Raw genomic sequence first — 26,820 nt, forward strand, 5'->3', positions numbered from 1 at the left:
GTTGAACTCTCCCAACCTTCCGGTCGTCTCCGAGGGCTCGCGGCTGACCCCGGGCGAACTCCACTCGGTGGTGTTCGCCCGGGCCGCCCTGGGGCGCCGCGGATACGACGAAGAGCAGGTCCGCAACTTCCTGCAGTACGTGGAGCGGGAACTCGTCCAGATCTTCACCGACAAGGCCGCCCTCGCCGAGGAGGTGAACCGGCTGCGCGCCATCGCGGCCAAGGGCACGCGAGGCGTGATGGCGCCCGAGGACGCCCACTTCCAGGCCGTCCGCATCCTGTCCCAGGCCCAGCAGACCGCGGACCTGTACGTGGCGGACGCCGAGCGCTACACCCGGGAACTGGCCCACGAGGCCCGCCTGCACAGGGAGGCGATCCTGTCCGACGCGAAGGGCCGCGCGGAGCAACTGCTGGAGGAGGCGCACCGCAAGGCGGCCGCCGTCGCCGACGCGGCCGTCCGTGCCGCCGAGCAGCAGGCGCCGCCCGTCCGCGTGCAGGCCCTGCCGGACGACGAGCGCCGCGCCATGGAACGGGAGATCGCCTACCTGCGAACCTACAGCGACGTCTACCGCACCCACCTGCGCTCCTACCTGGAGGCACTCCTCCGCAACGTCGACGAATGGGAATCCTCCGAACGGGCATCCCTACCGGGGCGAGTTCCGGACTGACCCGTCCCGCAGGGGTTCGGCCCCAGCCGGCGCGCAACGGGGTTCCAGGGGGTCGTCCCCCGGGGTGGACACCTTCTGGAAAACTGGGGGCGCTATGGAAATTGTGATCGTCATCGCCGCGCTGGCCGCCGTCGCTTTGATCGTCGGCGGCGTCACGCTGCTGCGGCCTCGCCGTGGCCGCCCGCGCCCGCCGGTCGAGCGGCCCTCCGAACGGGCGGGCGGCGCGACCGCCGCCGGCGAGGCGGAGGCCGGCGCCCCGACCATCGAGAAGGCGCCGCCGACCGAGGTGCCTCCGCCGCGGCCCACGGTCGAGATCGAGAAGCCGCCGCCCGGCGCCGGCCGGCTCGTCCGGCTGCGGGCGCGGCTCGCCCGCTCCCAGAACACCTTCGGCAAGACCCTCCTCGGCCTGCTGTCGCGCGACACGCTCGACGAGGACGCCTGGGAGGAGATCGAGGACACCCTGATCGCCGCCGACATGGGCACGTCGGTGGCCCGCCAGGTCACCGAGGACCTGCGGACCCGCGTGCAGGTCCTCGGCACGCGCAGCCCGGAGGAGGTCCGGGGGCTGCTCAAGGACGAGCTGCTCAAGCAGATCGGCACGGACCTGGACCGGTCCCTGCGCACCGAGGCCCCCGGCGACCGTCCCGCCGTGCTCATGGTCGTCGGCGTGAACGGCACCGGCAAGACGACGACGTGCGGCAAGCTCGGCCGCGTCCTCGTCGGCGACGGCAACACCGTGCTGCTGGGCGCCGCCGACACGTTCCGCGCCGCCGCCGCCGACCAGCTGGAGACGTGGGGGACGCGGGTGGGCGCGCAGGTCGTCCGCAAGGACGAGGGCGCCGACCCCGCCAGCGTCGCCTTCGACGCCGTCAAGCAGGGCATCGACTCCAAGGTCGACGTGGTGATCGTCGACACCGCCGGCCGGCTGCACACCAAGACCGGGCTCATGGACGAGCTGGGCAAGGTCAAGCGCGTCGTGGAGAAGCAGGCCACGGTGGACGAGGTGCTGCTCGTCCTGGACGCGACCACGGGGCAGAACGGCATGCAGCAGGCCCGCGTCTTCGCCGAGGTCGTCAACGTCACCGGCGTGGTGCTGACCAAGCTGGACGGGACCGCGAAGGGCGGCATCGTCGTCCAGGTGCAGCGGGAGCTGGGCGTCCCGGTCAAGCTGGTCGGGCTCGGCGAGGGTCCGGACGATCTCGCGCCGTTCGAGCCCGAAGCCTTTGTGGACGCGGTCCTCGGCGACTGAAACGGCACCGGAATCGCCTCACATCCGGGAAATGCGGCATGTGAGGATTCGGAAACACCTGTGAAACACGCCGGGGCCGGTTTTCACACCCCGGAAACGTAGCGGCACACCGGGCGAAACCGCCGCACAAGAGTCTCTGAGCAGTTCGAAGTTCCTGGCGAGGAGGGACTCTCTCAGAGATGAAGATCGATAGCGGTAGTACCGCCTGGATGCTGACGAGCACAGCGCTCGTCCTGCTGATGACACCCGGGCTTGCCTTCTTCTACGGAGGCATGAGCCGGGCCAAGAGCGTGCTCAACATGATGATGATGAGCTTCGTCAGCATCGCCGTGGTGGGCATGGCGTGGGTCGTCTACGGCTACTCCCTCACGTTCGGCGACGGCGGCCCACTCAGTTCGTTCATCGGCGGGTTCGGTGACTGGGGACTCGTCGGCCTGGAGAAGGCGGCAACGGCCGACGACGGGACGGGCATCCCGCAGCTGGTGTTCGTCGCGTTCCAGGCGACGTTCGCCATCATCACCGTCGCGCTGATCAGCGGCGCCATCGCGGACCGTGCCAAGTTCGGGGCCTGGGTCGTGTTCACGCTCGTCTGGGCGACGCTGGTGTACTTCCCGATCGCGCACTGGGTGTGGTGGTCCGACGGCGAGGACGGCGGCAAGTCCGGCTGGCTGTTCCACCTCGGCGCGCTCGACTTCGCCGGCGGGACGGTCGTGCACATCAACGCCGGTGTGGCCGCGCTCGCGCTGGTGCTCGTCCTCGGCAAGCGCAGGGGCTGGCCGAAGGAGCCGATGCGCCCGCACAACCTGCCGTTCGTCCTGCTCGGCGCCGGGCTGCTGTGGTTCGGCTGGTTCGGGTTCAACGCCGGGTCGGCGCTGTCGGCCGGCTCCACCGCGGCCGTCGCGTTCATCAACACGCTCGTCGCGACCTGCGCCGCCGCGTTCGCGTGGATCGTCGTCGAGAAGCTGCGGGACGGCTCGTCCACCACGCTCGGCATCGCGTCCGGCGTCGTGGCCGGGCTGGTCGCCATCACCCCGGCCTGCGCGTACATAACACCGCTCGGCGCGATCGCCCTCGGCCTGATCGCCGGCGCGGTGTGCGCGTTCGCGGTCGGCCTGAAGTACAAGCTCGGGTACGACGACTCGCTCGACGTGGTCGGCGTCCACATGGTCGGCGGCATCGTCGGCGCGCTGCTGATCGGCTTCCTCGGCACCACCGCGGTGAACGACGCCGGCGCGGACGGGCTGTTCGCCGGCGGCGGGCTCGCGCTGCTCGGCAAGCAGGCGGTCGCGGTCCTCGCGACCCTCGCCTACTCGTTCGTCGTCACCTACCTGATCGCGAAGGTCATCGACCTGGTGATGGGCTTCCGGATCAGCGAGGACGACGAGGCCGCCGGCATCGACAGCACGGCGCACGCGGAGACGGCCTACGACTTCGGCACCATCCGCGCGGGTAGTGGTTCCGGTGCGACCATCGCGGCACCGGCCGCCGTCTCCGAGGGCGCGGCCAAGAAGGTGGAGGCGAAGGGATGAAGCTCATCACGGCGGTCATCAAGCCGTTCAAGCTGGACGAGGTCAAGAAGGCCCTGGAGACCTTCGGGGTCAAGGGGATGACCGTCAGCGAGGCCAGCGGCTACGGGCGGCAGAAGGGCCACACCGAGGTCTACCGGGGCGCCGAGTACCAGGTCGACCTGGTGCCCAAGCTGCGGATCGAGGTCCTGGTCGACGCCGAGGACGCCGACGACATCATCGACGTGATCGTCAAGGCGGCCCGCACCGACAAGATCGGCGACGGGAAGGTGTGGGCCGTCCCGGTCGACACCGTCGTCCGGGTCCGCACCGGCGAGACCGGCCCGGACGCCCTCTAGGGAGCACGGTGACCCTCGCCCGCCCACCGGCCGGAGACCAGGCCCTCGAGGCCGCTCCGGCCGCCGGGCACGGAACGCCGGAATCGGCCCGCGCCGCCCTCGCGGCGGCGCGGGCCTCCCGCGCCGACGACCTGGACCGCTGGCTGGCCTCCCTGCTCACCACCCCCCGACCACAGAACACCCACGCCCCCGTCCCGGCGGACGGCGGGCCCGGCTCCACGAACAGCGCCCCCGGCCCGACGGACAGCGCGCTCGGCTGGACGGACAGCGCGCTCGGCCGGACGAACGTCGCGCCCGGCCCGGGCACTGGCTCAGGCGGCTCCGCGCGCTCCCAGGGCGGCGGTGCGCTCCCGGACGGCGTCGCGCTCGTCGCGGTCGGCAGCCTTGCCCGCCGCGAGCTGACCCCCGGCGGCGACCTCGACCTGGTCCTGCTGCACCGCGGCCTCGCCGGCGTCGCGGCCATCGCCGACCAGGTCTGGTACCCGGTCTGGGACTCCGGGCTGCGGCTCGACCACTCCGTCCGCACCGTGCACGAGGCGCGCACCGTGGCGCGGGGCGACATGAAGGCCGCGCTCGGGCTGCTGTCCGCGCGGCGGATCGCGGGAGACCACGCCCTCGTGGACGAGCTGCGCGCCGCCGTCCTCACCGACTGGCGTGCCGACGCCCCCGTCCGGCTGCCCGAGCTGTCGGCGATGTGCCGCGAACGCTGGGAAACCCAGGGCGAGCTGGCGTTCCTGCTCGAACCGGATCTGAAAGAAGCCCACGGCGGCCTGCGGGACGTCCACATCATGCACGCCGTCGCCGCGTCCTGGGTGGCGTCCGCCCCGGACGGACGGGTACGCGCCGCCCACGATCTGCTCCTCGACATCCGGCACGCGCTGCACGAGGTCACCGGCCGCTCCTCCGACAAGCTCGTGCTGCAGGAGCAGGAGGCCGTCGCCCACGCCCTCGGCCTGCTGGACGCCGACGTCCTGTTGCGCGCGATCGCGGAGGCCGCCCGCACCGTCACCTACGCGGGCTCCCACCTGTGGCGCCGCGTCGACCGGGTCGGCCGGCGCCGGGGCGCCGCCCGGCGCGACGGGGACGGGCGCGGCTCCGAACGGCGCGGTGTCGAGCGGCGCCCCGTCGGGGACGGGGCCGTGGAGCATGACGGGGAGGTGGTGCTCGCCCGGAACGCCGACCTGAACGACCCGGCCCTCGTCCTGCGGCTCGCCGCGTCCGCCGCGCAGGCGGGGCTGCCGCCGGCGCCCGCCACGGTCGCCCGGCTCGCCGAACGGGCCGCGCTGCCGCGCAGCCCGTGGCCCGCCGTGGCCCGCGACGCCCTCGTCGCCCTGCTCGGCGCCGGGCCCGCCGCGATCGCGGTCTGGGAGGCGCTCGACCAGGCCGGGCTGATCGTCCGGCTGCTGCCCGACTGGGAACGCGTCCGCAACCGTCCGCAGCGCAACCCCGTCCACCGCTTCACCGTGGACCGCCACCTCGTGGAGACCGCCGCCGGCGCCGCCGCGCTGACCCGCGAGGTCGCCCGTCCCGACCTGCTCCTCGTCGGCGCCCTCCTGCACGACATCGGCAAGGGCTGGCCCGGCGACCACTCGACGAGCGGCGCCGTCGTCGCCCGCGACATCGGAACCCGGCTCGGCTTCCCGGAGGGCGACGTCCGCGTCCTGGAGACGCTCGTCCGCCACCACCTGCTGCTCCCGGAGACCGCGACCCGGCGCGACATCGACGACCCCGTGACCGTCCAGACCGTCACGGCCGCCGTCTCCGAGGTGCCGGGACGCGAACGCGAGATCCTCGACCTCCTCGCCGCCCTCGCCATCGCCGACGGCGGCGCCACCGGCCCCGCCGCCTGGGGCGCGTGGAAGGCCGGCCTCGTCGCCGAGCTCGCCCGCCGCGCCGCCGCCGCGCTCTCCGGCGGGACGCTCCCGCCCGTCCCCGCGCCGGCACCCGACCACCTCGCCCTGTCCCGGCACGACGGCGCCGCCGTCCGCGTCACCGGCTCCCGGATCACCATCGCCGCGCCCGACCGCACCGGCCTCCTCTGGCGCGCCGCCGGCGTCCTCGCCCTCCACCGCCTGGCCGTGAAGACCGCCCGCACGATGTCCTCCCTCGACGGTGAGGGCGGGACGGCGGTGCTGGACTTCACGGCCGTCCCCGAGTACGGGACGCCGCCGGACCCGGCCGGCCTGGAGGCGGATCTGCGGCGCATGCTCGCCGGACGGCTCGACGTGGCCGCCCGCCTGGAACGGCGCGCGCGGTCGGTGCGGACCCGGCCCGGGATCACCGTGCCGCCGCCGCGCGTCATGATCCTCGAAGACGCGTCGCGGACCGCGACCGTCATCGAGGTGCGCGCCCACGACGGCCCCGGCCTGCTGTGGCGCGTGGGGCAGGCACTCGGGTCGTGCGGCCTCCAGATCCGGGCGGCCCAGGTGGACACGCTGGGCGCCGAGGCCGTGGACGTCTTCTACGTGGTCGACGAGCAGGGCCGTCCGCCGGAGGACGCCGCCGGGCTCGCCGCGGTGCGGGAAGAGGTGCTCGCGGCCCTGCGTTGACCGGACGTGGCCGGGGCCTTTCGCCGCGCCCGGAACGCCCGGCTGGAAAGGCGTCCGCGAGAAGGGCGGGGCCCGGCCGGTGACCCGATACGCTGATAGGCGATCCCAGAAGCTTTCCAAGGACGGTCCAGACACGTGTTCGAGACGCTCTCCGACCGGTTGACGACGGTCTTCTCGTCGCTGCGCAGCAAGGGCCGGCTCTCCGAGGCAGACATCAACGCGACGGCCCGCGAGATCCGGATCGCGCTGCTCGAGGCCGACGTCGCGCTCCCCGTGGTCAAGGACTTCATCGCGCGGGTCAAGGAGCGGGCGCGGGGCTCGGAGGTCTCGCAGGCGCTGAACCCCGCGCAGCAGGTCGTCAAGATCGTCAACGAGGAGCTCATCACCATCCTCGGCGGCGAGACCCGGCGGATCCGGCTGGCCAAGACTCCGCCGACCGTGATCATGCTCGCCGGCCTGCAGGGCGCCGGCAAGACCACCCTCGCCGGCAAGCTGGCCCGGTGGCTGAAGCAGGAGGGCCACACGCCGATGCTGGTGGCCGCCGACCTGCAGCGGCCCAACGCCGTCCAGCAGCTCCAGGTCGTGGGCGAGCGGGCCGGGGTGCCGGTGTTCGCGCCCGAGCCGGGCAGCGGCGTCGGCGACCCGGTGGACGTGGCGCGCCGCTCGATCGACCAGGCCAGGCACGCACAGCACGACTTCGTCGTCATCGACACCGCCGGCCGGCTCGGCATCGACGCCGAGATGATGCAGCAGGCCATCGACATCCGCGACGCCGTCAAGCCGGACGACGTGCTGTTCGTCGTCGACGCCATGGTCGGCCAGGACGCGGTCAACACCGCCCAGGCGTTCATGGACGGTGTCGGCTTCGACGGCGTCGTCCTCACCAAGCTCGACGGCGACGCGCGGGGTGGCGCGGCGCTGTCGGTCCGGCATGTCACCGGGCGTCCCATCATGTTCGCCTCGACGGGCGAGAAGCTGGAGGACTTCAGCGTCTTCCACCCGGACCGCATGGCGGGCCGGATCCTCGACATGGGCGACATCCTCACCCTGATCGAGCAGGCCGAGCAGGCGTTCGACGCCGAGCAGGCCGAGAAGATGTCCAGCAAGTTCGCCTCGGGCGAGGACTTCACGCTGGAGGACTTCCTCGAGCAGATGATGATGATCCGCAAGCTCGGCCCGATCGGCAACCTGCTCGGGATGATGCCGGGCATGGGGCAGGTCCGCGACCAGATCAGCCAGATCGACGACAGGGACCTGGACCGGATCGCCGCGATCATCCGCTCGATGACCCCGCAGGAACGCGCCCAGCCCAAGATCATCAATGGCTCCCGGCGGGCCCGCATCGCGCGCGGCTCGGGCGTCGGCGTCGGCGAGGTCAACAGCCTCGTCACCCGCTTCTTCGACGCGCAGAAGATGATGCGGCAGATGGCCGGCGGCATGGGCCTGCCCGGCATGCCCGGCGGACGCCGCAAGGCGGCCAAGGCGGCGAAGGCGGCCAAGAGCAAGAAGGGCAAGCAGCGCAGCGGCGACCCGCGCAAGCGCGCCGGGGGCAAGGGCCGGCCGGACCAGCAGCCGGCGGCCGACGGCACGCCGCAGGGCCTCCCGCCCGGCCTCGGCGGCGGCCCGGCGGGCGGGCTCCCGCCGGGTCTCGGCGGTCAGCTCCCGCCCGGCTTCCAGATGCCCGACCTGAACAAGCTCCAGGGCCGCAAGAAGAAGTGAACCGCCGCCCGGCGGCCGCCTTGTGAGCCGCCGGGTTCCGGTGGGGCCGGGTATCGCTTTGATGTCCGGTTGACCGATGGTGCGGCAGGGGCGACACCCGCGCATGCGATTGCGCTTTTGCGCCGGGCGTCTGGCAGAATGACAGGCTGGAAACCCGGACTCGCGAGGCGCCCTCTCTCGTCCTGCGCGGCCGGAGTCCATCGGACGGCCGCGAGCCGGTGTTCCCCACCTGGCGCGGGCTCGTCCATCCGTAATGAAGTTGGAGTACACCACACCCGTGGCAGTCAAGATCAAGCTCAAGCGTCTGGGGAAGATCCGGAACCCGCAGTACCGGATCGTCGTCGCCGACGCCCGCACCAAGCGTGACGGGCGCGCCATCGAGGAGATCGGGCTCTACCAGCCCAAGCAGGAGCCGTCGCTCATCCAGATCGACTCCGAGCGGGCGCAGTACTGGCTCGGCGTCGGCGCGCAGCCGACCGAGCCCGTCCTCAACCTGCTGAAGATCACCGGCGACTGGCAGAAGTTCAAGGGCGAGCCGGGCGCCGAGGGCACCCTCAAGGTCGCCGAGCCGAAGGCCGACAAGAAGGCCACGTTCGAGGCCGCCGTCAAGGAGTCGCTGGGCGACGACGAGGCCGCCGGCACCGCGACCCGGGGCAAGAAGAAGGCCGAGCCGAAGAAGTCCGAGGCGAAGGCCGCCGAGACCGACGAAGCCAAGAGCGAGGGCTGACGTGCTCGAAGAAGCGCTCGAGCACCTGGTCCGCGGGATCGTGGAGAACCCGGACGACGTCCGGGTCCGCGCCCGCCGGATCAGGGGCGGCCGGGTCCTCGAGGTGCGCGTGCACCCTGAGGACCTCGGGAAGGTCATCGGCCGGAGCGGTCGCACCGCCAAGGCCCTCCGCACGGTGATCAGCGCCCTGTCCGGGGGCCGCTACGTGCGGGTCGACCTCCTCGACGTCAACGAGGTCCGCTGAGTGGCGTCCCGATGAGCGAACCGCTCGTGGTGGGACGGATCGGACGGCCGCACGGGGTTCGCGGTGAGGTCGCCATCGACGTCCGCACGGACGATCCGGAGTCCCGGTTCGCCGTCGGCGTGGTGATCGCCACCGACCCCGTCACCGCCGGTCCGCTCACCATCGAGCGGGCACGCCGGCATTCGGGACGCCTGCTCGTGCGCTTCGCCGGGATCGGCGACCGTGACGCCGCGGAGGCCCTCCGCGGCGCCTGGCTCGTCGTCGACCCCGGCGACATCCCCCCGTCCGCCGACCCGGACGACTTCCACGACCAGGAACTGATCGGGCTCGCCGTGGTCACCGCGGACGGGGCCGATGTCGGCCGGGTCGCGGAGGTCCTGCACCACGGCCAGGACCTCCTGGTCGTGCGCGGAACCGCCGGGGAGACGCTGGTCCCCTTCGTGACCGCGCTCGTCCCCGAGGTGGACGTTTCCGGGGGGCGGCTCGTGATCGACCCGCCCCCCGGACTGCTCGACCCATCATGAGACTCGACATCGTCACGATCTTCCCCGAGTACTTCGCTCCGCTGGAGATCTCCCTCCTCGGCAAGGCCCGGCGCGCCGGGCTGCTGGACGTCCACGTCCACGACCTGCGCGAGTGGACCCGCGACCGGCACCGCACCGTCGACGACACCCCGTACGGCGGCGGCCCCGGCATGGTCATGAAACCCGACCCCTGGGGCGAAGCCCTCGACACCCTCTTCCCCCCGCCCTCGGCCCCAGCCGAAACCCCGACCCCACCTCCTGGCGGCCCACAGCCCGAACGTGTCCCCCCAGGCTGGTCACCACCCGACGCCCCGCTCCCGCGCGAAATGCCATCCCACCACCCTTCCCCAAGCGCGCCACCTTCCGACCGTCCGTCACCTGGCGGGCCATCCTCCGAGCGTCCGTCACTTGGTGGGGTGTCCTCCGAGCGTCCGTCATCCGGTGAGGCGGTCGGTGCGGGGTCGCAGGGGTCGGCGGGTGCGGGGGCGGGGGAGGTGCCGCGGCTGATCATTCCGACGCCGAGCGGACGTCCGTTCACGCAGGCCGACGCGGTCCGGTACGCGGCCGAGCCCTGGCTGGTGTTCGCCTGCGGGCGCTACGAGGGCATCGACTCCCGTGTCGCCGAGGAGGCCCGCACGCGGATGCCCGTGAACGAGGTCAGCCTCGGCGACTTCGTGCTCGCCGGGGGAGAGGTCGCCGTCCTGGTCATGGTGGAGGCGATCGGGCGTCTCCTGCCCGGTGTCCTCGGCAACGCCGACTCCATCGCGGACGACTCCTTCGCTCCCGGCGCCATGGAGTCGCTCCTGGAAGGGCCCGTCTACACCAAGCCTCCCGTCTGGCGTGGGCGGCCTGTTCCGGACATTCTCCTGTCGGGCCACCACGGCGCGATCGCCCGCTGGCGGCGCGACGAGGCGCTCCGGCGGACGGCGCGGCACCGTCCCGAACTGCTCGATCGCCTCGACCGGGAGGTCCTCGACAAGCACGACCGGGCCGTGCTGCGCGAGGCCGGTTTTCCGGTTGACGGCGAAGATATGGCAGACTAGAGCGTCCGTGCGTGCAGACTGCACGGCACCCCAAGACCACTTTCCGCGGCGCGACGCCCCCACGAAAGACCCACCGGGGCCTCTCGACGCCCGCGTTCGACCACGAGGAACCGCTGCGATGCACACCCTGATCCAGGAGATCGAGAAGGCCGCCATGCGCGCCGACGTCCCGGACTTCCGCCCGGGCGACACGCTGAAGGTGCACGTGCGCGTCACCGAGGGCAACCGGAGCCGTATCCAGGTGTTCCAGGGCGTGGTGATCCGGCGGCAGGGCGGCGGCGCCCGCGAGACCTTCACCGTCCGGAAGGTCAGCTACAGCGTCGGCGTCGAGCGGACGTTCCCGATCAACAGCCCCTCCATCGACAAGATCGAGGTCGTCACCCGCGGCGACGTCCGCCGCGCCAAGCTCTACTACCTGCGCAACCTGCGCGGCAAGGCCGCGCGCATCAAGGAGAAGCGCGAGCACTGAGCCGATGAACGCCGACGCCCCGGGAACCCTCGACGGTGACCGGGGCGTTGCCCGTTCTGGACGGAGAAGATCGGCTTGGCCGTCGGCGACACGCCCAGGCGCAGCGTCCCATGGGCCCCGCGCCGCTAGGCTTTCGCTCTGATGACTGACGAGGACGATCGGAGAGACGTGCGATCCGAAGCCGAGGGCGCGGTGCCCGAAGAGAAGGAGCCCGTGGACTCGGCCGAGGAGACGGCCGATGGCTCCGAAGAGGACGGCAAGCGCAAGAAGAAGCAGGGCTCCTTCTGGAAAGAGCTTCCCGTCCTCATCGTGGTGGCCGTCGTGCTCGCCCTCGTCATCAAGGCGTTCGCGGTCCAGGCGTTCTACATCCCGTCCGGCTCCATGGAGAACACCCTCCAGGTCGGCGACCGCGTCCTCGTCAACAAGATCGTCTACCACACCCGGGACATCGCCCGCGGCGACGTCATCGTCTTCAACGGCCTGGACTCCTGGGACCCCGAGGTCCAGGTCGAGGAGCCGAGCAACCCGATCTCCAAGGCCCTGCGCGCGGTCGGCACCGCCTTCGGCGTGGCGCCCAACGAGAAGGACTACATCAAGCGCGTCATCGGCATCCCCGGCGACCATGTCAAATGCTGTGACGCGCAGGGCCGCGTCACCGTCAACGGCGTCCCGCTGGACGAGAAGTCCTACATCTTCACCGACCCGATCACGCACGAGCAGAACAAGCCGTCGAACGACCCCTTCGACGTCACCGTGAAGCCGGGCCAGCTCTGGGTGATGGGCGACCACCGGGAACTGTCCTACGACTCCCGCTCCCACCGCGGCGACCCCGGCGGCGGCACCATCCCCATCGACCGGGTCATCGGCCGCGCCTTCGTAATCGTCTGGCCGCTGAACCGCATGGACACGCTCCCGATCCCCGGCACCTTCAAGCAGCACGCCCTGGAGAAGCCGGCCGCAGCCGCCCTGCCCGCCACCCCCTACGCGCTGGGCATCCTCGGCACCCTTCCCTTCGCCTACCTCCGTCGCCGCCATCGCCTGAGAAACACCTGACGGAAGCGAACACCACCCGACGGGGTCCGACCCGGCACCTGACGGACTTTGGGGCTTCAACGGGACCGGTAGGCATGCGGTGAGCGGCCGTGTCTCAGGTCTCCGGCGGCCGGCGGGTCTCGACGTAGTGGGACATATGGCGGCAAGGGGTGTTCGGGGAGCGGCCGGGGCCCCCGGGGACGTACGCTGCGGAGCATGAAGGGTCGTCCACTCCGCTTCACGCCGCGCCGGGACGCAGGGCTTTTCGCGTACGAGCGTGCCCTGGGCCACGCCGGGTTCAGCCCCGTCGCCGGAGTCGATGAGGCGGGACGGGGCGCCTGCGCGGGGCCCATGGTCGTCGGAGCGGTGATCCTTCAGGGTGGACGCGGCAGGATCGACGGCCTTGCGGACTCCAAGCTGCTCACCCCCGCACGCCGCGAGGAGCTGTACGCGGAGATCACCGAGCGTGCGTACGCGTGGAGCGCGATCGTCATCCCCTGTCATGACATCGACCGGATCGGCCTCCACCGGTGCAACATCACCGGGATGCGGCGGGCCCTGGCCGCCCTGGACGAGCGGCCCGCCTACGTGCTCAGTGACGGCTTCCCGGTCCCAGGCCTGGACGTCCCCGGCCTTGCCATGATCAAGGGAGACCAGGCCGCCGCCTGTGTGGCCGCGGCGTCCATCATCGCGAAGGTCACCCGGGACCGGATCATGGTCGAACTCCACGAGCGCTACCCGGAGTACGGCTTCGACGTCCACAAGGGCTACGTCACCCGCGCGCACGGCAAGGCGCTCGACTTGCACGGACCTTGTGCGGAGCATCGGTTCTCCTACGTCAACGTCGGACGTGCCTTGCGTAACAATGGAGATGTGGTCCTGGAGGAGGAGGCCGAGGGGGAGCTCCCTGGAGAGGACCGCACGGAAGGGGCACGAGCGTGAGCGCCGAGGATCTCGAGAAGTACGAGACCGAGATGGAGCTGCAGCTCTATCGCGAGTACCGGGACGTCCTCGGCCTTTTCAGCTACGTCGTCGAGACCGAGCGCAGGTTCTACCTCACCAACTCCGTCGACCTCCAGGTGCGCAGTGTCGACAACGGTGAGGTCTTCTTCGAGGTCACGATGCAGGACGCCTGGGTCTGGGACATGTACCGCCCCGCCCGCTTCGTCAAGAACGTCCGCGTCGTCACCTTCAAGGACGTCAACGTCGAGGAACTGGCAAAGAGCGACTTCGAACTCCCCTCCGACCAATAACCGCCCCGCCCTCCCCCTGCGCCAGCGCCCCCGACCGCGCCTGCCCCGACCGGGCGTGATCCGGGTTGCGAGGGCGGAATTGGGCGCGGTTCATTGCGGTGCCTCGCCGGGGTCGGGTGGTTGCTTCGCCGGGGGACCGGTGGGGGATTTGGCGGACTTTGTCAGGCGCCAGCCGGCGGGGGCGCGTTCTATGAAGCCGGCGGCGGCCAAGAGGCCGAGTTTGGCGTTGACGGTGTTCAGGTCCACGCCCGCCTTGACGGCGAGCTGGGCGGGCCCGGTCGCGCCCCGGGCCGGGAATGCCTCCAGGACGGACCGGGTGACCGGTTCCAGGCGGTCGCGCGGCAGGACGGGTGTGTCCGGGAGCGGGGCCAGGTCGGCGCCGATTCGGCCGACGGCCTCGATGATCTCCTCGGGGCGGGTGACCAGGGTGGTGCCCTCCTCACGCAGGAGCCGGTGGCAGCCGGCCGACGAGCGGGACGTGATCGGGCCCGGCACCGCCATGACGATGCGGCCGAGCTTCGCCGCCCAGTTCGCGGTGTTGAGCGCGCCGCTGCGCGCCTCCGCCTCGACGATGACCGTGCCCCTGGAGAGGGCCGCGATCACGCGGTTGCGGACGAGGAAGCGGAGCCGGTGCGGATGGGTACCCGGCGGTGACTCGCTCACCAGCAGCGACCGCCGTGCCATCTCCGCGAAGAGGCCCTCGTTGGACGCCGGGTAGGGGACGTCGACGCCGTTGGCGAGGACCGCGACGGTGGGCCCGTCGGCGGCCAGCGAGCCGCGATGGGCGGCCGCGTCGATCCCGAGGGCGCCGCCGGAGATCACCGTCCAGCCGTCGTCGGCGAGCTCGGACGCGAAGTCGGCGGCGGTGCGCAGGCCGTAGGGGGACGCGGCGCGGGAACCGACGATGGCGACCGAACGCAGGCAGCCGTAGCGCAGGTCGCCGGGACCGCGCAGCCACAGGGCGTACGGCCGGCCGGCGCCGAGATCGTCGAGGGTCGTCGGCCATTCGGGGTCTCCCGGGCAGATGAGGCGGCCGCGGAACTGTGCGCAGACGGCCATGTCCTGGTCGGGCTCCGCGGCGATGAGGCGGATCCGCCAGTTGCCGAGACGCTGGAGCTCCTTGGGGGTGGCCGGCAGACCGTCGGGGAGCCGGGTGGTACGGATCGTTTCGAGCGCCTCCTCGGGACCGCAGTGGTCGATGATCCGGTTGAGGAAGGCGTCGCCGGGTTCCGCGACCGCGGTCAGGGTGGCGCGGGCGGTTCGCTCGTCGCTCACTGGCGCCCCGCCGACCACAGGGCGAGGGCCCCGCCGATGTCGTCCGGCCCGGGCTCGTCGTGGCCGGCCAGGTCGGCGATCGTCCAGGCGACCCGCAGGACGCGGTCCAGCCCCCGCGCGCTGAGCGCTCCTCTCTGCAGGGCTTCGTCGGCCCCCCGCATCGCCTCCTGGGGCGGGGTGAAGCGGCGGCGCAGTTCCGGCCCGGGGACCTCGGAGTTGGACCGCCACGGGGTGCCGGCCAGGCGGCTGAGCGTCCGTTCGCGGGCGAGCAGGACGCGTTCGGCCACCACCTTGCTGGATTCCGCGAACTCCAGGTCGTAGCGGAGTTCGGCGCGGCTGGCCGGGGTGAGCTCCAGTTTGAGGTCGATGCGGTCGAGAAGGGGGCCGGAGACGCGGCTGGTGTACTTGCGGCGGATGCCCGGGGCGCAGGAGCAGTCGATCTGCTTCGCCGCGGCGCACGGGCACGGGTTCGCCGCGAGGACGAGCGTGAACCGTGCGGGGAAGTGCGCCATCCCTTCGATGCGGTTGATCCGCACCACGCCCTCTTCGAGTGGCTGGCGGAGGGCGTCGAGCGTCCCGTGCATGAACTCCGGGGCCTCGTCCAGGAAGAGGATGCCGCGGTGCGCGAGGGACACGGCGCCCGGCTGGAGCACGCGGCCCGAGCCGCCGCCGACCATCGAGGCGCGGGAGGCGGTGTGATGCGGCGCGTAGAACGGCGGCTGGGTGACCAGCGGCTGGCCCGGCCGGAGGGTTCCGGCGACGGAGTGGATCGCCGTGACCTCGAGCGCGATCTCGGGTTCCAGGGGCGGCATGAGGGTCGGAAGCCGCTCCGCCAGCATCGTCTTGCCGCATCCCGGAGGGCCCGCGAAGAAAAGATGATGGCCGCCCGCGGCGCTGATCTCCAGGGCGCGCCGGGCCTCTGCCTGGCCCCGGACGTCGGACAGGTCGAGGTCGGGCGGGATCTCCTGCTGCCGTAGGGCGAAGTTGTTGGCCACTGTGTCCGTGTCGTCTTCGTCTGCCTCTTCTATGGGCGGTGGTTCGTCCCGCAGATAGCACAGGAGGCCGCGCAGAGTGCTCGCGGACACCACTTCCATTTCCGGGACGAGTTCGGCCTCCGCAGCGTTCGCCTGTGGGACGACCACCCTGCGGCAGCCCCGGTTGGCGGCGGCCAGCACTGCGGGCAGCACGCCCTGAATGGGACGGATGCGTCCGTCCAGGCCAAGCTCGCCGATCAGCACCAGCCCCGCGCAACTGCGCGGCGGTACGACCTCGGCCGCCGCCAGCAGGGCTACCGCGATGGCGACGTCAAAGGTCGAGCCCTTCTTGGGCACGCTCGCCGGGAACAGCGAGACCGTGACATGGCGGTTGGGCCAGTCCTCGCCGGAGTTGAAGATCGCGGCGCGGACGCGGTCGCGCGCCTCGCTGAGCGCGGTGTCGGGCAGGCCGACCAGATGCAGGCCGGGGACCCCGCTGGTGATGGCCGCCTCCACGTCCACGACGAGGCCGTCGACCCCGACCAGTGACACCGAGCGCGTCTTGGCGAGCGTCATCTAGCACACCTCCCGCAGGTGATCGATCGAGAAGCCGTCGCCGTCGCCGATCAGGCCGAGGACGTCCACCCGCACGGGTGCGCCGCCGACACCGTGTGCGGCGGCCCACTTCCAGGCCAGCCGGCGTAACCGGGCCGCCTTGTCGGCGGTGATCGCTTCGAGGGGGTCTCCGAACCTGGCCGATCGGCGGGTCTTCACCTCGCAGACCACGTGCCGCCGGCCGTCATGGGCGACGATGTCGAGTTCGCCCTCGCGGCACCGCCAGTTGCGGTCGAGGATCGTCCAGCCGAGCTTGGACAGGTATTCGGCGGCGGCGTCCTCGCCGCGGCGGCCGAGACTGATGTGGGCGTTCATGGGGCCTCACCTCCGGTCTCCGACAGTGCCGGGACGTCACGGTGCGTATCGATAGAACGACGTTCTGTGGATAACGCGAGAGAGCAAATGCGGCGATCCGCCGGAAACCGGTGTTCGGTGCTTGCTTCGGCCGGGACGGTGGCGCAGCGTGGCGCCTGTGACGAACGCGCTGGAGGACGCCGTCTCGGATTTCGGGCGCCGGCTACGCGCCGAACGGGACGTCTCACCGCACACACTGCGGGCCTATCTCGGGGACCTGGCCGACCTGTGCGGCTACGCGGCCGCAACCGGCGTGACCGACCCCGCGGCGCTGGACGTCTCGCTGCTGCGAGCCTGGCTCGCCCGTCAGCACGCCCTCGGCCGGTCCCGCGCAACGCTGGCCCGCCGGACGGCCGCCGTCCGTGCGTTCACCCGCGATCTACATCGGCGCGGGCTTCTCGGGGACGACCCAGGGCTCCTGCTGGGCACTCCCAAACGGCAGCGTGATCTCCCCGGGGTCCTCACCCAGGACGATGCGGCACGCCTCCTGGACACCATGGACGCCCAAGGGCCCATGGGACTCCGTGATCTGGCCGTCCTGGAAGTGCTCTATGGCACCGGCGTCCGAGTCAGCGAACTGTGCGGTCTGGACATAGACGACCTGGACATCGGACGCGGAACCGTCCGCGTCCGAGGGAAAGGGGGGCGAGAGCGCACGGTCCCCGTAGGGGAGCCTGCTTCCCGTGCCGTCCACGACTGGCTGCGCGCCGGACGCCCCGCCGTCGCGACCGAGAGCAGCGGCCCCGCGCTCTTCCTGGGAGCTCGCGGCGGCCGTCTTCATCCCACGAGCGCCCGCCGCATGGTCCACGCACGAATCTCCGAGGTCGGAAAGATGCCCGACCTGAGCCCGCACGGGCTCCGCCACAGCGCCGCCACCCACCTCCTCGAAGGAGGCGCCGACCTGCGAAGCGTCCAGGAGATCCTCGGGCACGCCTCCCTCCAGACCACCCAGATCTACACCCATGTATCAGCCGAACGCCTCAAACAGGTGCACCGTCAAGCCCACCCGCGAGGTGCCCGAGAGAGTTGACCATCACCGACCGGGCGGACCCCACCGACTGCCGGCATCGTGCGCGGATCGGTGGGGTGCTCAAGGCTCGTGAGCAGCAGGCAGGTGCTACCGAGCGCGGCGCAGGTGACGCTCTTGGGACAGGTTGATCACGCCTGGCGGTGGACGGCGCCGGCGGTGCAGGCGGTAGCGGACGCGGGTGCGGCGCCAGGCGAAGGCCAGCGCGAAGGCAAGGACCATGCCCGTCAGTGCTCCGCCCGTCGCCGTCGTGGCGTCGCGCAAGCCCATCTTGGGCTGGGGTGTCGGCTCCGAGGTGTGCTGCTTCTGGGAAGGCACGGGATGCGGCCAGTGTGGCAGCAGGCGTACCTGACGCTGGACGAGGTTGAGCGGATCCAGATAGAGGGCACCGCGGCGCAGGCCCCAGTGCAGGCACGTGACGGGGCAGTGGACCATCCCGCCCTCCAGGACACCGATCCGGGTGCCGAAAGCGACCTGACGGCCCACGCGCACACTGGGACGGACGGGCAGATACGTGGTCCGCAGGACGCCGTGGTCGATCGCGACGATCCCTCGCCCCGCCAGATCGCCGGCATACGAGACGCGCCCCGGACCCGCGGCGTAGACGGTCTGCCCGGGGCGCGCCGCGAGGTCCACGCCGCGATGGCCGGAACCCCATGGGGAGGCGGGCGGCGAGAACCCCCGCACGACCCGCGGGGCGGGCGGGCCCAACGGCCAGCGCCAGGCGTCCAGAGTGGGCGTCCCGAGGGCGATCATGCAGCTGAGGAGCACCGTGAACAGGGTCATGACCCGAACCCTGCCGGTCGCCGGCCGGTCCGTCGACGACGTCCGCCAACTGTGGATAACCGCCGGGACCGTTGATGCCCGGCCACGTCCGCGCCCTGATAATCTGTAGTCGTGCTTGAAAGGGCACCGGCCAGGGCCAGGCCGTCGCCGATCCGTCCAAGGGCGGAGAGGCGAGAAGCCGCTCCCAGAGCGGATGGGACCCGGACCCGGCAACGGGTCACAGCCGCCTGGAGGGCTCCCGGCGGCTGATTTCACGCGTCCGCATGCCACCGCAGGTCTTGGTGGGGCGCAGTCCCTCGGTCCGTCGCCTAGGCGACGGTGGGACAGCACCCGGGCGCAGGCAGATAACCAAATGCGGCCCAGCAGGGCCAGAGAAGGAGAACACGGGCAATGGCACCCGTCGTCACCATGCGGCAGCTCCTTGAGAGCGGCGTCCACTTCGGCCACCAGACCCGCCGGTGGAACCCGAAGATGAAGCGCTTCATCCTCACCGAGCGCAACGGCATCTACATCATCGACCTCCAGCAGTCGCTGTCCTACATCGACCGCGCTTTCGAATTCGTCAAGGCCACGGTCGCCCACGGCGGCACGATCCTGTTCGTCGGCACCAAGAAGCAGGCGCAGGAGTCCATCGCCGAGCAGGCCACCCGGGTCGGCATGCCCTTCGTCAACCAGCGCTGGCTGGGCGGCATGCTCACGAACTTCTCCACCGTCCACAAGCGGCTCACCCGGCTCAAGGAGCTGGAGGAGATCAACTACGACGACGTGGCCGGCTCCGGCATGACCAAGAAGGAGCTCCTCGGCCTGCGCCGCGAGAAGGACAAGCTGGAGCGCACCCTCGGCGGCATCCGCGACATGGCGAAGGTTCCGAGCGCCATCTGGATCGTGGACACCAAGAAGGAGCACATCGCGGTCAACGAGGCCAAGAAGCTCGGCATCCCGGTCGTCGCGATCCTCGACACCAACTGCGACCCCGACGAGGTCGACTACCCGGTCCCGGGCAATGACGACGCCATCCGCAGCGTCAGCCTGCTGACCCGCGTCGTCGCCGACTCCGTCGCGGACGGCCTCATCGCGCGCGCGGGCGCCTCGCCCAGCGGCGACGAGAAGCCGGCCGAGGGCGCAGCGGCCACGGGTGCCGAGGAGCCGCTCACCGAGTGGGAGCGCAACCTGCTGGAGAACAAGCCGGCCGAGGGCGCCGACGCGCAGGCCCCTGCGGAGGCCGAGCCCGCGGAGGCCGAGCCTGCGGAGGCCGAGGCGGCGAAGGCCGAGGAGGCCACTGAGGCCCCCGCCGAGGCTGCTGAGGCCGCCGAGGCCCCTGAGGCCCCTGAGGCTCCCAAGGCCGCCGAGGCCGAGCAGGCTTGATCCCGGGGTCCCGGCGGCTCCGCACGGACGCCGCCGGGACCGTCGCGGGTCCACGACCAACGACGAGAGAAGCGAAGAGAGCGATGGCCAACTTCACCGCCGCTGACGTCAAGCGGCTGCGCGACCTGACCGGCTCCGGCATGATGGCCGTGAAGAACGCCCTCACCGAGGCGGACGGCGACTTCGAGAAGGCGACGGAGCTGCTGCGCCTCAAGGGCGCCAAGGACGTCGGCAAGCGCGCCGAGCGCACCGCCGCCAACGGCCTGGTCGCCGAGCACTTTGCGAACTCCGGTGACGGGGCGCTCCTGGAGCTCAACTGCGAGACCGACTTCGTCGCCAAGAACGCGCAGTTCATCGAGCTCGCCCAGCGCCTGGTCGAGTTCGCCGCCGGCAGCGGCGTCGCCGACGCCGCCGCCCTGCTGACCGCCGAGATCGAGCCCGGCAAGACCGTCCAGGCCCTGGTCGAGGAGAACAGCGCCAAGATCGGTGAGAAGCTGGAGCTGCGCCGCTTCGCCCACTTCCAGGGCACCTACGTGGCGAGCTACCTGCACAAGTCCGACCCGTCCCTGCCGCCGACCACCGGCGTGCTGGTCGAGCTGGACACCGAGAACGCCGAGGTCGCCAAGGACGTCGCCCAGCAGATCGCGGCGATGGCCCCCAAGTACCTCACCCGCGAGGAGATCCCCGCCGAGGCGATCGAGAAGGAGCGGGCGCTCGCCGAGCAGCTCACCCGCGACGAGGGCAAGCCCGAGAAGGCAATCCCGAAGATCGTCGAGGGCCGGGTGAACGCCTACTTCCGCGACTTCGTCCTCGTGGAGCAGGCGTTCGTGAAGGACAACAAGAAGACGATCGCGAAGGTCCTCGACGAGGCCGGCGTGAAGGTCGTCCGCTTCGCCCGGTTCAAGGTCGGGCAGGCGTAAGGGCACTCTGGAGACGAGTACCCGGAATATTTCGCGACGCAACGAGGAGGCCGCCGACGTGCCGGACAAGACGACCAGTAGCGCGACGGCGGCCTCGTCGTCCGGGCAGCACGCGCCGCGTGCGGGCTGGAAGCGGGTGCTGCTGAAGCTCTCGGGCGAAGCCTTCGCTGGACGAGACCCGCTCGGCATCGACCCCGAGGTCGTCCAGCATGTCGCCGAGGCCATCGCCGAAGCCGTCCGCGACGGCGTGCAGGTGGCGGTCGTCTGCGGCGGAGGGAACATGTTCCGCGGCGCCGTCATGGCCGAACGCGGCATGGACCGCGGACGCGCCGACTACATGGGGATGATCGGCACCGTCATCAACTGCCTCGCCCTGCAGGACTTCCTTGAAAAGCTCGGTCTCGACACCCGCGTGCAGACCGCCATCACCATGAGCCAGGTGGCCGAGCCGTACATTCCGCGGCGCGCCATGCGGCACCTGGAGAAGGGCCGTGTGGTCATCTTCGGTGCGGGGCTCGGCCAGCCGTTCTTCTCCACCGACACCAGCGCCGCGCAGCGCGCGCTGGAGATCGGCGCGGAGGCGGTGCTGAAGGCGACACAAGTGGACGGTGTCTACGATGCCGATCCCCGAAAGAATCCAGACGCGGTCAAGTTCGACCGTTTGGATTACGGTGAAGTTCTACAGCGGAGCCTGAAGGTCATGGACGCCACGGCCATCAGCCTCTGCATGGACAACGCGCTCCCCATCGTGGTCTTCGACCTGATGGGGCAGGGCAACATCGTCCGGGCCGTCCGGGGTGAGAAGATCGGCACGCTGGTCAGCCCGGCGCAGGGCTGACCGCAGCCCGCAGCCGCGCCGCAGGCGACGCGGAACCGCAGGGACCATGGCCGACCAGATGACATGGGAGTCACAGTGATCGACGAGACCCTCCTCGAAGCAGAGGAGAAGATGGAGAAGGCGGTCGCGGTCGCCAAGGAGGACTTCCAGGCCATACGCACCGGCCGCGTAACCCCAGCGATGTTCAACAAGATCACCGCCGAGTACTACGGGACGCCGACGCCGATCAACCAGCTCGCGTCGTTCACGCTGCCCGAGCCGCGGATGGTCATCGTCCAGGTCTTCGACAAGTCGTCCATGCAGGCGGTGGAGAAGGCCATCCGGGACAGTGACCTCGGTGTGAATCCCACCAACGACGGCAACGTCATCCGTGTCGTGTTCCCGGATCTGTCCGAGGAGCGCCGCAAGGAGTTCATCAAGGTCGCCGGTACCAAGGCCGAGGAGAGCCGGGTCTCGATCCGCAACATCCGGCGCCGCGCCAAGGACGCCCTTGACAAGCTCGCCAAGGACGGCGAGGTCGGCGAGGACGAGGTCAGGCGTGCCGAGAAGGAACTCGACGACACGACGCACCGCTACGTGGCGCAGATCGACGAGTTGCTCGAGCACAAGAAGGCCGAACTGCTCGAAGTCTGATGGGACTCGACGACGCCGGGGAGCCCTCGGGCTCCCCGGATGAGCCGGAGGTCGACATGGCCGGCCCGCCCCCCGGAGAAGCTGTGGACTCGCCCTCCGGGCAGGGACCGGACGGCTCCGCCGAGGACGCCCCCTCTTCCGACGGCGCGACGCCCGCGGACAAGCGCGAGAGCAGGACGGGCCGCAACCTCCCGATCGCCATAGGCGTGGGCGTCGCGCTCGGCGCGCTCGTGCTTCTGTCGCTCTACACCGTCAAGGAGATCTTCCTTGGCGTGATGGTCGTCTTCCTGTTCCTCGGCATGCGGGAGCTGACGGAGGCGTTCAAGAGCCGCGACATCCGCGTCCCGTTCATCCCGGTCGCGACGGGCATGGTCGGCACGCCCGTCGTGGCGTACGTGTGGGGGGCCACCGCCACGATCGCGGCGGTCTCCCTGACGGTGCTGGCGCTGCTCATGACGCGCATGACCGAGGGCGCGGCCGGATATGTGCGGGACGTCGCCGCCGGATCGTTCGTCTCCGTCTACCTGGTGCTGATGGGCGGCATCGTCGCGCTGCTCATGCGGCCGGACGACGGTGACCACCGCATCGTCATCTTCATCGCCACCACCGTCGCCAGCGACATCGGCGGCTACTTCGCCGGGTCGTTCCTCGGCAAGCACAAGCTGGCGCCGACGATCAGCCCGAAGAAGACCTGGGAGGGCGTGACCGGCTCGGCCGTCACCTGCATGATCGTCGGCGGGTGGCTGGTGTGGTGGCTGCTGGACGGCGGGCACGTCTGGCAAGGGGTGATCATCGGGCTGGCCGCCGTGGTCACCGCGACCGCCGGCGACCTCGTCGAGTCGATGATCAAGCGCGACCTCGGCCTCAAGGACTTGGGAACGCTCCTGCCCGGCCACGGCGGCGTCATGGACCGCCTCGACTCCCTGGTCGCGACGGCCCCCGTCGTGTGGCTTCTGCTGGAACTGTTCGTCCCCAGCTAGGAGACGACCCAGGAGCGGCCTTGCTGGGCCAGACGCCGTATGAGCGCGTCGGAGCCCTCGCTCTTCGCGTAGCGGTGTTCCTCACCGGTGATCGGCACAAGCCACAGCCACCGGACGGCGTCGCCGTTGAGCGTCAGCCCGGTCATGCCGGGTGCTTCAGGACCCGCGAGCCGGCCGGGATCGTCCAGGAGCAGGACGCCTTCCCAAGACGACTCGTCGTTGCCGAGGGGGAACGTGCGGGCCTCGTGGTACCACTTGACGACGTCCCCCGGGGCGAACCAGGTCACCGACCGCCAGGGGTACTGCGCCAGCCACGGGAAGATGCTGCCCGCCCGCTGACTGGACAGAGTGCTGGCGACGGCCAGTTCGATCCGTCCGTATGGGGCGACATCATCCTCGTACAGTTCGACCGTGGGCATCCGCTGGCGGCTCATACCGACCGTGCTCAGGATGGTGAATTCACGGTCGCCCCTTGCAGGACGCTCCGACACCCCCACGGTCGGCGCCATGCTCGGCCTGCCGCTCGCCAACTGCCGTCCGACATCGTGCCAGTAGTGGCCACTCGGACCGAGCCGTTGCAGCAGATGGCCGAGCACGGCCTGCTGGAACTCCGCCCAGGAGCCGTCGGCGCGGCACCTCTTCCAGTGCTCGCGCGCCTGCTCGATGCGCGGGCCGAAGTTCTCGATCTCCTCGTCCAGGGGGAACGCGAACGGGCTCTGGCGTGTGGCGTCGCGGGCGTAGCCGGGAATGCCGCGTCCCATGTCCGACCAGCTGGGGATCACCAGCAGCGGGTCGCCCGCCTCCAGGACGGCCACACCGTCGCCCTCCTCGAACCACACGACTTCCATGGCCTCGGCGTCCAGCGCGTCGCGCCCCTCAGGCCGGCGCACATGGGACTCCGGCAGGATCGGTGCACGACCCGAGTCCAGCCGGGACTGGTCCAGCTCCGCCGGGGCTTGGCGATGGTTCGCGACCCAGACCGCCCCGATCACCGAGTCCCGCGCGTCCTTCAGGTAGGCCGCGGTGACGTCGCCGTCGGTCTCGATGGTGAGCCGGCGGCTGCCGTACGGGCTGGCCGCCGCGTGGACGACCGTGGCCGCGGTTCCCCGGGGCGAGGCGGCGCCCCTGCGCAATACCGACATGATCGAGACCTTAGTCGCAGACAAGGTCATGTGCAGGAATGTCGTTGTTCGGGCGGGGGGAGTGTCCGCAGACGGACGAGGCACGGGCCGGTGTTTGCGACACTGGAAGCACCATGTCTGCAACCCAGCCCGCCGCCGCCGGCACCGCGCCCGAGAAGACCCCGGCGAAGCTCGTCTTCGCCGCCCCCAGGCGCGGCAAGCCGCCGAGGCATCTCGCCGACCTCACCACGGCGGAACGCCGCGAGGCGGTCGCCGCGCTGGGGGAGAAGCCGTTCCGTGCCGACCAGCTGTCGCGGCACTACTTCGCCCGCCTGGTCGACGACCCGGCCAAGATGACGGATCTGCCGGCCGCCGTCCGTGAACGTCTCGTGTCCGAGCTGCTTCCCTCGCTGCTGACCCCTGTCCGTGAGATGGACTGCGACGACGGTACGACCCTCAAGACCGTGTGGAAGGCGTTCGACGGCGTCCTGTTCGAATCGGTGCTGATGCGGTACCCGGACAGGGCGACCATGTGCGTCTCGTCCCAAGCAGGATGCGGGATGAACTGCCCCTTCTGCGCGACGGGTCAGGCAGGGCTCACCCGCAACCTGTCCACGGCCGAGATAGTCGAGCAGGTCACCGCGGGGGCGCGCGCACTCGCCCGCGGGCGCATCCCAGGCGGGCCCGGACGCGTCTCCAACATCGTCTTCATGGGCATGGGGGAACCCTTGGCCAACTACAAGGCCGTGATCGGCGCGGTGCGTCGCATCACCGATCCCGCACCCGCCGGGCTGGGCATCTCCCAGCGTTCCGTGACGGTGTCCACGGTCGGGCTCGTGCCGGCGATCGAGAAGCTCGCCGCCGAGGACATGTCCGTCCGGCTGGCGGTATCGCTGCACGCGCCCGACGACGAGCTCCGTGACGACCTCGTGCCCGTCAACAACCGGTGGAAGGTCTCCGAGGTGCTGGACGCGGCCTGGGCCTACGCCGACCGCAGCGGCCGCCGTGTCTCGATCGAGTACGCCCTCATCAAGGACATCAACGATCAGGCGTGGCGGGCCGATCTTCTCGGAAGGCTCTTGCGCGGGAATCTCGTTCACGTCAATCTGATCCCGTTGAATCCGACGCCGGGTTCGAAGTGGACAGCCTCGCGGCCCGAGGACGAGCGGGAGTTCGTCCGCCGCCTTGAGGCCCATGGGGTCCCGGTCACGGTGCGCGACACTCGGGGCAGGGAGATCGACGGGGCCTGCGGGCAGCTGGCCGCGGCGACCAAGGACTGAGCGCAGCGCGGGCGAGCCCTGCCGCCGCGCGGGGACACGGCTGAGGAGCGCGGTGCCGGTGAAGACGGGTGTTCGGCTGCCGGTGGTCATGCGGGGCTATCACCGGCAACAGGTCGACGACGTGTTGAAACGGATCTCGCAGGCACTGGACGGCGGGCCGCCGATGCCCGCGGACGAGGTGCGCCAGACCCGCTTCACCATCGTGATGCGCGGCTACGACCGTCGCGCCGTGGACGAGCTGCTGCGGGAGTGCATCAGGGAGCTCCAGGTCGTGGCGCCGATCGGGGAGCGGCCAGGGCGCCCGCGAGCCCAGCCCGCCTGGCTGATGAACTGGATCCAGAACGCCCGGTTCTCCGGCGCGGGGACGCGCTCGGGCTACGACGTGCGGGACGTGGACGCGTTCCTCGACCGCGTGATCGCCGGCCTGCGCGGCGCCGCCCCGCCCGTGACGGCCCGTGACGTGCGGGAGAGCGCGTTCCGCGTGGTCCGTTTCGGCCCCGGCTACGACGAGCAGGAGGTCGACCGCTTCCTGCTCCAACTAGCCGGCGCCCTCGAACGCTGACGAAGTCGTCCCCAACCGGACACGAGCGATCCCCCGGGGGGGCGGAACCCAAGACGACACCCAGGATTCGGGGAACCCCTGGACACCACTGCGGGCTCGGGAGCCCAGGACCCTACCCGGGGTTCGGGAGCCTGGGGCTCTGACGCGAACGGTGTCGCGGATCTCGGTAGACGTGGACGCCGGATCCTCGATGATCTTGTCCGGCATGTCGAAAGCCGGCGCCGGCAGGCGTCCCGCTCGGCCCTGACCGTGGTTGCTCCAGGCCGGTCCTGTCAGCAACAACCCACAACAGTCTTTCTGCTGCCGAGCGGGGCTGCGGGCGGCGGGTTGGCTGACAAAGTCGGCTGCTTGAAGAGACGAGGGCCCGGCTGGTGCCGGGCTGGCTCACCATGTACCTGCGGAGAGCCGGCCGTGTTGCCAGAGGCCTGTTAACTGCTGTGTTTGTCGAGGTCCTCTTTCAGGCGCTCAACCGTTTCCTTGTTTCTGGATGGCGTCGACACGGGCTGTTGGGTCTTCGTGTCTCGGACGTACTATCTCCCGTGCGGTTTCGGGCCTCCGACCGTAGTTACGCCGGTGGCCGGTCAAGAAGTTGCAACGCAAGAATTTCCACCAGTTTCGGCGCATTGGAATCAAGGGTTCACCGCCGGTCCGCAGTCTGACGCAAGCAGAGTGTCGGAGGTGTCGGCGCATAATCCGTGAGTACTGGATTAGGTGACGGACTGCGCCCAGCCCTGCACGTCCTGCGCCGAG

General features: G+C 70.9%; 27 protein-coding genes. 22 read left to right on the plus strand and 5 right to left on the minus strand.

Annotation, left to right across the window (positions count from 1 at the left end; all coding sequences use genetic code 11):
- Position 1 precedes the first annotated feature (1 nt).
- The 14 genes from ACQPZP_RS12990 to ACQPZP_RS13055 all read left to right on the plus strand — a co-directional run bounded on the left by ACQPZP_RS12990 (position 2) and on the right by ACQPZP_RS13055 (position 13,340).
- The gene (locus ACQPZP_RS12990) at positions 2 to 667 is read left to right on the plus strand and encodes a DivIVA domain-containing protein (protein ID WP_433477872.1); all 666 of its coding nucleotides are present in this window, start codon (positions 2 to 4) and stop codon (positions 665 to 667) included.
- A 94-nt stretch (positions 668 to 761) separates the two neighbouring features.
- Positions 762 to 1,916, plus strand: a complete 1,155-nt coding sequence (gene ftsY, locus ACQPZP_RS12995; protein ID WP_433477873.1) for a signal recognition particle-docking protein FtsY — start codon at positions 762 to 764, stop codon at positions 1,914 to 1,916.
- A gap of 179 nt (positions 1,917 to 2,095) precedes the next feature.
- Positions 2,096 to 3,445 carry an ammonium transporter gene (locus ACQPZP_RS13000; protein ID WP_433477874.1) on the plus strand — a complete coding sequence of 450 codons (1,350 nt, stop codon included), beginning with the start codon at positions 2,096 to 2,098 and terminating at the stop codon, positions 3,443 to 3,445.
- Positions 3,442 to 3,780, plus strand: coding sequence for a P-II family nitrogen regulator (locus ACQPZP_RS13005; protein WP_347636836.1), 339 nt, complete (start codon positions 3,442 to 3,444; stop codon positions 3,778 to 3,780). Before ACQPZP_RS13000 ends, ACQPZP_RS13005 begins: the two co-directional genes overlap by 4 nt.
- Positions 3,781 to 3,788: 8 nt before the next feature.
- A complete protein-coding gene (locus ACQPZP_RS13010; RefSeq protein WP_433477875.1) occupies positions 3,789 to 6,329 on the plus strand; it encodes a [protein-PII] uridylyltransferase in 2,541 nt (846 codons plus the stop codon).
- A gap of 135 nt (positions 6,330 to 6,464) precedes the next feature.
- Entirely contained in the window at positions 6,465 to 8,048 is a 1,584-nt protein-coding gene (gene ffh / locus ACQPZP_RS13015; protein ID WP_433477876.1) for a signal recognition particle protein, read from the plus strand.
- A 277-nt stretch (positions 8,049 to 8,325) separates the two neighbouring features.
- Positions 8,326 to 8,775, plus strand: a complete 450-nt coding sequence (rpsP, locus tag ACQPZP_RS13020) for a 30S ribosomal protein S16 (protein ID WP_433477877.1) — start codon at positions 8,326 to 8,328, stop codon at positions 8,773 to 8,775.
- 1 nt (position 8,776) lies between these two features.
- A complete protein-coding gene (locus ACQPZP_RS13025) occupies positions 8,777 to 9,019 on the plus strand; it encodes an RNA-binding protein (protein WP_021598307.1) in 243 nt (80 codons plus the stop codon).
- An 11-nt stretch (positions 9,020 to 9,030) separates the two neighbouring features.
- Positions 9,031 to 9,543 carry a ribosome maturation factor RimM gene (gene rimM / locus ACQPZP_RS13030; protein WP_433477878.1) on the plus strand — a complete coding sequence of 171 codons (513 nt, stop codon included), beginning with the start codon at positions 9,031 to 9,033 and terminating at the stop codon, positions 9,541 to 9,543.
- Positions 9,540 to 10,586, plus strand: a complete 1,047-nt coding sequence (gene trmD, locus ACQPZP_RS13035) for a tRNA (guanine(37)-N(1))-methyltransferase (protein ID WP_433477879.1) — start codon at positions 9,540 to 9,542, stop codon at positions 10,584 to 10,586. The genes rimM and trmD overlap by 4 nt, the downstream gene beginning before the upstream one ends.
- A gap of 118 nt (positions 10,587 to 10,704) precedes the next feature.
- A complete protein-coding gene (gene rplS, locus ACQPZP_RS13040; protein WP_433468020.1) occupies positions 10,705 to 11,055 on the plus strand; it encodes a 50S ribosomal protein L19 in 351 nt (116 codons plus the stop codon).
- A 168-nt stretch (positions 11,056 to 11,223) separates the two neighbouring features.
- A complete protein-coding gene (gene lepB, locus ACQPZP_RS13045) occupies positions 11,224 to 12,108 on the plus strand; it encodes a signal peptidase I (protein ID WP_433477880.1) in 885 nt (294 codons plus the stop codon).
- Positions 12,109 to 12,303: 195 nt separating this feature from the next.
- Positions 12,304 to 13,029, plus strand: a complete 726-nt coding sequence (locus ACQPZP_RS13050; protein WP_433477881.1) for a ribonuclease HII — start codon at positions 12,304 to 12,306, stop codon at positions 13,027 to 13,029.
- Positions 13,026 to 13,340 (plus strand): DUF2469 domain-containing protein, encoded by a 315-nt coding sequence (locus ACQPZP_RS13055; RefSeq protein ID WP_433468023.1) that lies wholly within the window; start codon positions 13,026 to 13,028, stop codon positions 13,338 to 13,340. Before ACQPZP_RS13050 ends, ACQPZP_RS13055 begins: the two co-directional genes overlap by 4 nt.
- Before the next feature lie 90 nt (positions 13,341 to 13,430).
- Here the strand turns inward: ACQPZP_RS13055 and dprA are convergent, their stop codons facing one another.
- The 3 genes from dprA to ACQPZP_RS13070 are packed head-to-tail and all read right to left on the minus strand — an operon-like array spanning position 13,431 to position 16,519.
- Complete coding sequence (gene dprA / locus ACQPZP_RS13060; protein WP_433477882.1) at positions 13,431 to 14,615, minus strand: DNA-processing protein DprA; 1,185 nt, start codon at positions 14,613 to 14,615, stop codon at positions 13,431 to 13,433.
- On the minus strand, positions 14,612 to 16,165 hold the full coding sequence (locus tag ACQPZP_RS13065; protein WP_433477883.1) for a YifB family Mg chelatase-like AAA ATPase: 1,554 nt from the start codon (positions 16,163 to 16,165) through the stop codon (positions 14,612 to 14,614). Before ACQPZP_RS13065 ends, dprA begins: the two co-directional genes overlap by 4 nt.
- Complete coding sequence (locus tag ACQPZP_RS13070) at positions 16,166 to 16,519, minus strand: YraN family protein (protein WP_433468026.1); 354 nt, start codon at positions 16,517 to 16,519, stop codon at positions 16,166 to 16,168.
- A gap of 148 nt (positions 16,520 to 16,667) precedes the next feature.
- Between ACQPZP_RS13070 and ACQPZP_RS13075 the strand changes: the two genes are divergently transcribed.
- Positions 16,668 to 17,588, plus strand: a complete 921-nt coding sequence (locus ACQPZP_RS13075) for a tyrosine recombinase XerC (RefSeq protein ID WP_433477884.1) — start codon at positions 16,668 to 16,670, stop codon at positions 17,586 to 17,588.
- An 87-nt stretch (positions 17,589 to 17,675) separates the two neighbouring features.
- Here the strand turns inward: ACQPZP_RS13075 and ACQPZP_RS13080 are convergent, their stop codons facing one another.
- Positions 17,676 to 18,371, minus strand: a complete 696-nt coding sequence (locus tag ACQPZP_RS13080; protein WP_433477885.1) for a murein hydrolase activator EnvC family protein — start codon at positions 18,369 to 18,371, stop codon at positions 17,676 to 17,678.
- Positions 18,372 to 18,761: 390 nt separating this feature from the next.
- Here ACQPZP_RS13080 and rpsB point away from each other — a divergent pair, with 390 nt between their 5' ends.
- The 5 genes from rpsB (at position 18,762) to ACQPZP_RS13105 (ending at position 23,107) form a co-directional block, all read left to right on the plus strand.
- Complete coding sequence (gene rpsB, locus ACQPZP_RS13085) at positions 18,762 to 19,736, plus strand: 30S ribosomal protein S2 (protein ID WP_433477886.1); 975 nt, start codon at positions 18,762 to 18,764, stop codon at positions 19,734 to 19,736.
- 83 nt (positions 19,737 to 19,819) lie between these two features.
- Positions 19,820 to 20,656 (plus strand): translation elongation factor Ts, encoded by an 837-nt coding sequence (gene tsf, locus ACQPZP_RS13090; protein ID WP_433468030.1) that lies wholly within the window; start codon positions 19,820 to 19,822, stop codon positions 20,654 to 20,656.
- A 136-nt stretch (positions 20,657 to 20,792) separates the two neighbouring features.
- Positions 20,793 to 21,494, plus strand: coding sequence for a UMP kinase (gene pyrH, locus ACQPZP_RS13095; RefSeq protein WP_433479599.1), 702 nt, complete (start codon positions 20,793 to 20,795; stop codon positions 21,492 to 21,494).
- Positions 21,495 to 21,569: 75 nt separating this feature from the next.
- Positions 21,570 to 22,127, plus strand: coding sequence for a ribosome recycling factor (frr, locus tag ACQPZP_RS13100; protein ID WP_433469959.1), 558 nt, complete (start codon positions 21,570 to 21,572; stop codon positions 22,125 to 22,127).
- Positions 22,128 to 22,210: 83 nt separating this feature from the next.
- Positions 22,211 to 23,107, plus strand: a complete 897-nt coding sequence (locus ACQPZP_RS13105) for a phosphatidate cytidylyltransferase (protein WP_433477887.1) — start codon at positions 22,211 to 22,213, stop codon at positions 23,105 to 23,107.
- Here the strand turns inward: ACQPZP_RS13105 and ACQPZP_RS13110 are convergent.
- Positions 23,104 to 24,249 carry a suppressor of fused domain protein gene (locus ACQPZP_RS13110; RefSeq protein WP_433477888.1) on the minus strand — a complete coding sequence of 382 codons (1,146 nt, stop codon included), beginning with the start codon at positions 24,247 to 24,249 and terminating at the stop codon, positions 23,104 to 23,106. The two genes, ACQPZP_RS13105 and ACQPZP_RS13110, sit on opposite strands and share 4 nt — an antisense overlap.
- Before the next feature lie 113 nt (positions 24,250 to 24,362).
- On the opposite strand from ACQPZP_RS13110, the gene rlmN reads away from it, so the two are divergent.
- A complete protein-coding gene (gene rlmN, locus ACQPZP_RS13115; protein ID WP_433468033.1) occupies positions 24,363 to 25,508 on the plus strand; it encodes a 23S rRNA (adenine(2503)-C(2))-methyltransferase RlmN in 1,146 nt (381 codons plus the stop codon).
- Positions 25,509 to 25,566: 58 nt separating this feature from the next.
- Complete coding sequence (locus ACQPZP_RS13120) at positions 25,567 to 26,070, plus strand: DivIVA domain-containing protein (protein ID WP_433477889.1); 504 nt, start codon at positions 25,567 to 25,569, stop codon at positions 26,068 to 26,070.
- Positions 26,071 to 26,820: the final 750 nt, after the last annotated feature.

This window comes from Spirillospora sp. CA-142024 (assembly GCF_050942325.1).
Taxonomy (GTDB): domain Bacteria; phylum Actinomycetota; class Actinomycetes; order Streptosporangiales; family Streptosporangiaceae; genus Spirillospora.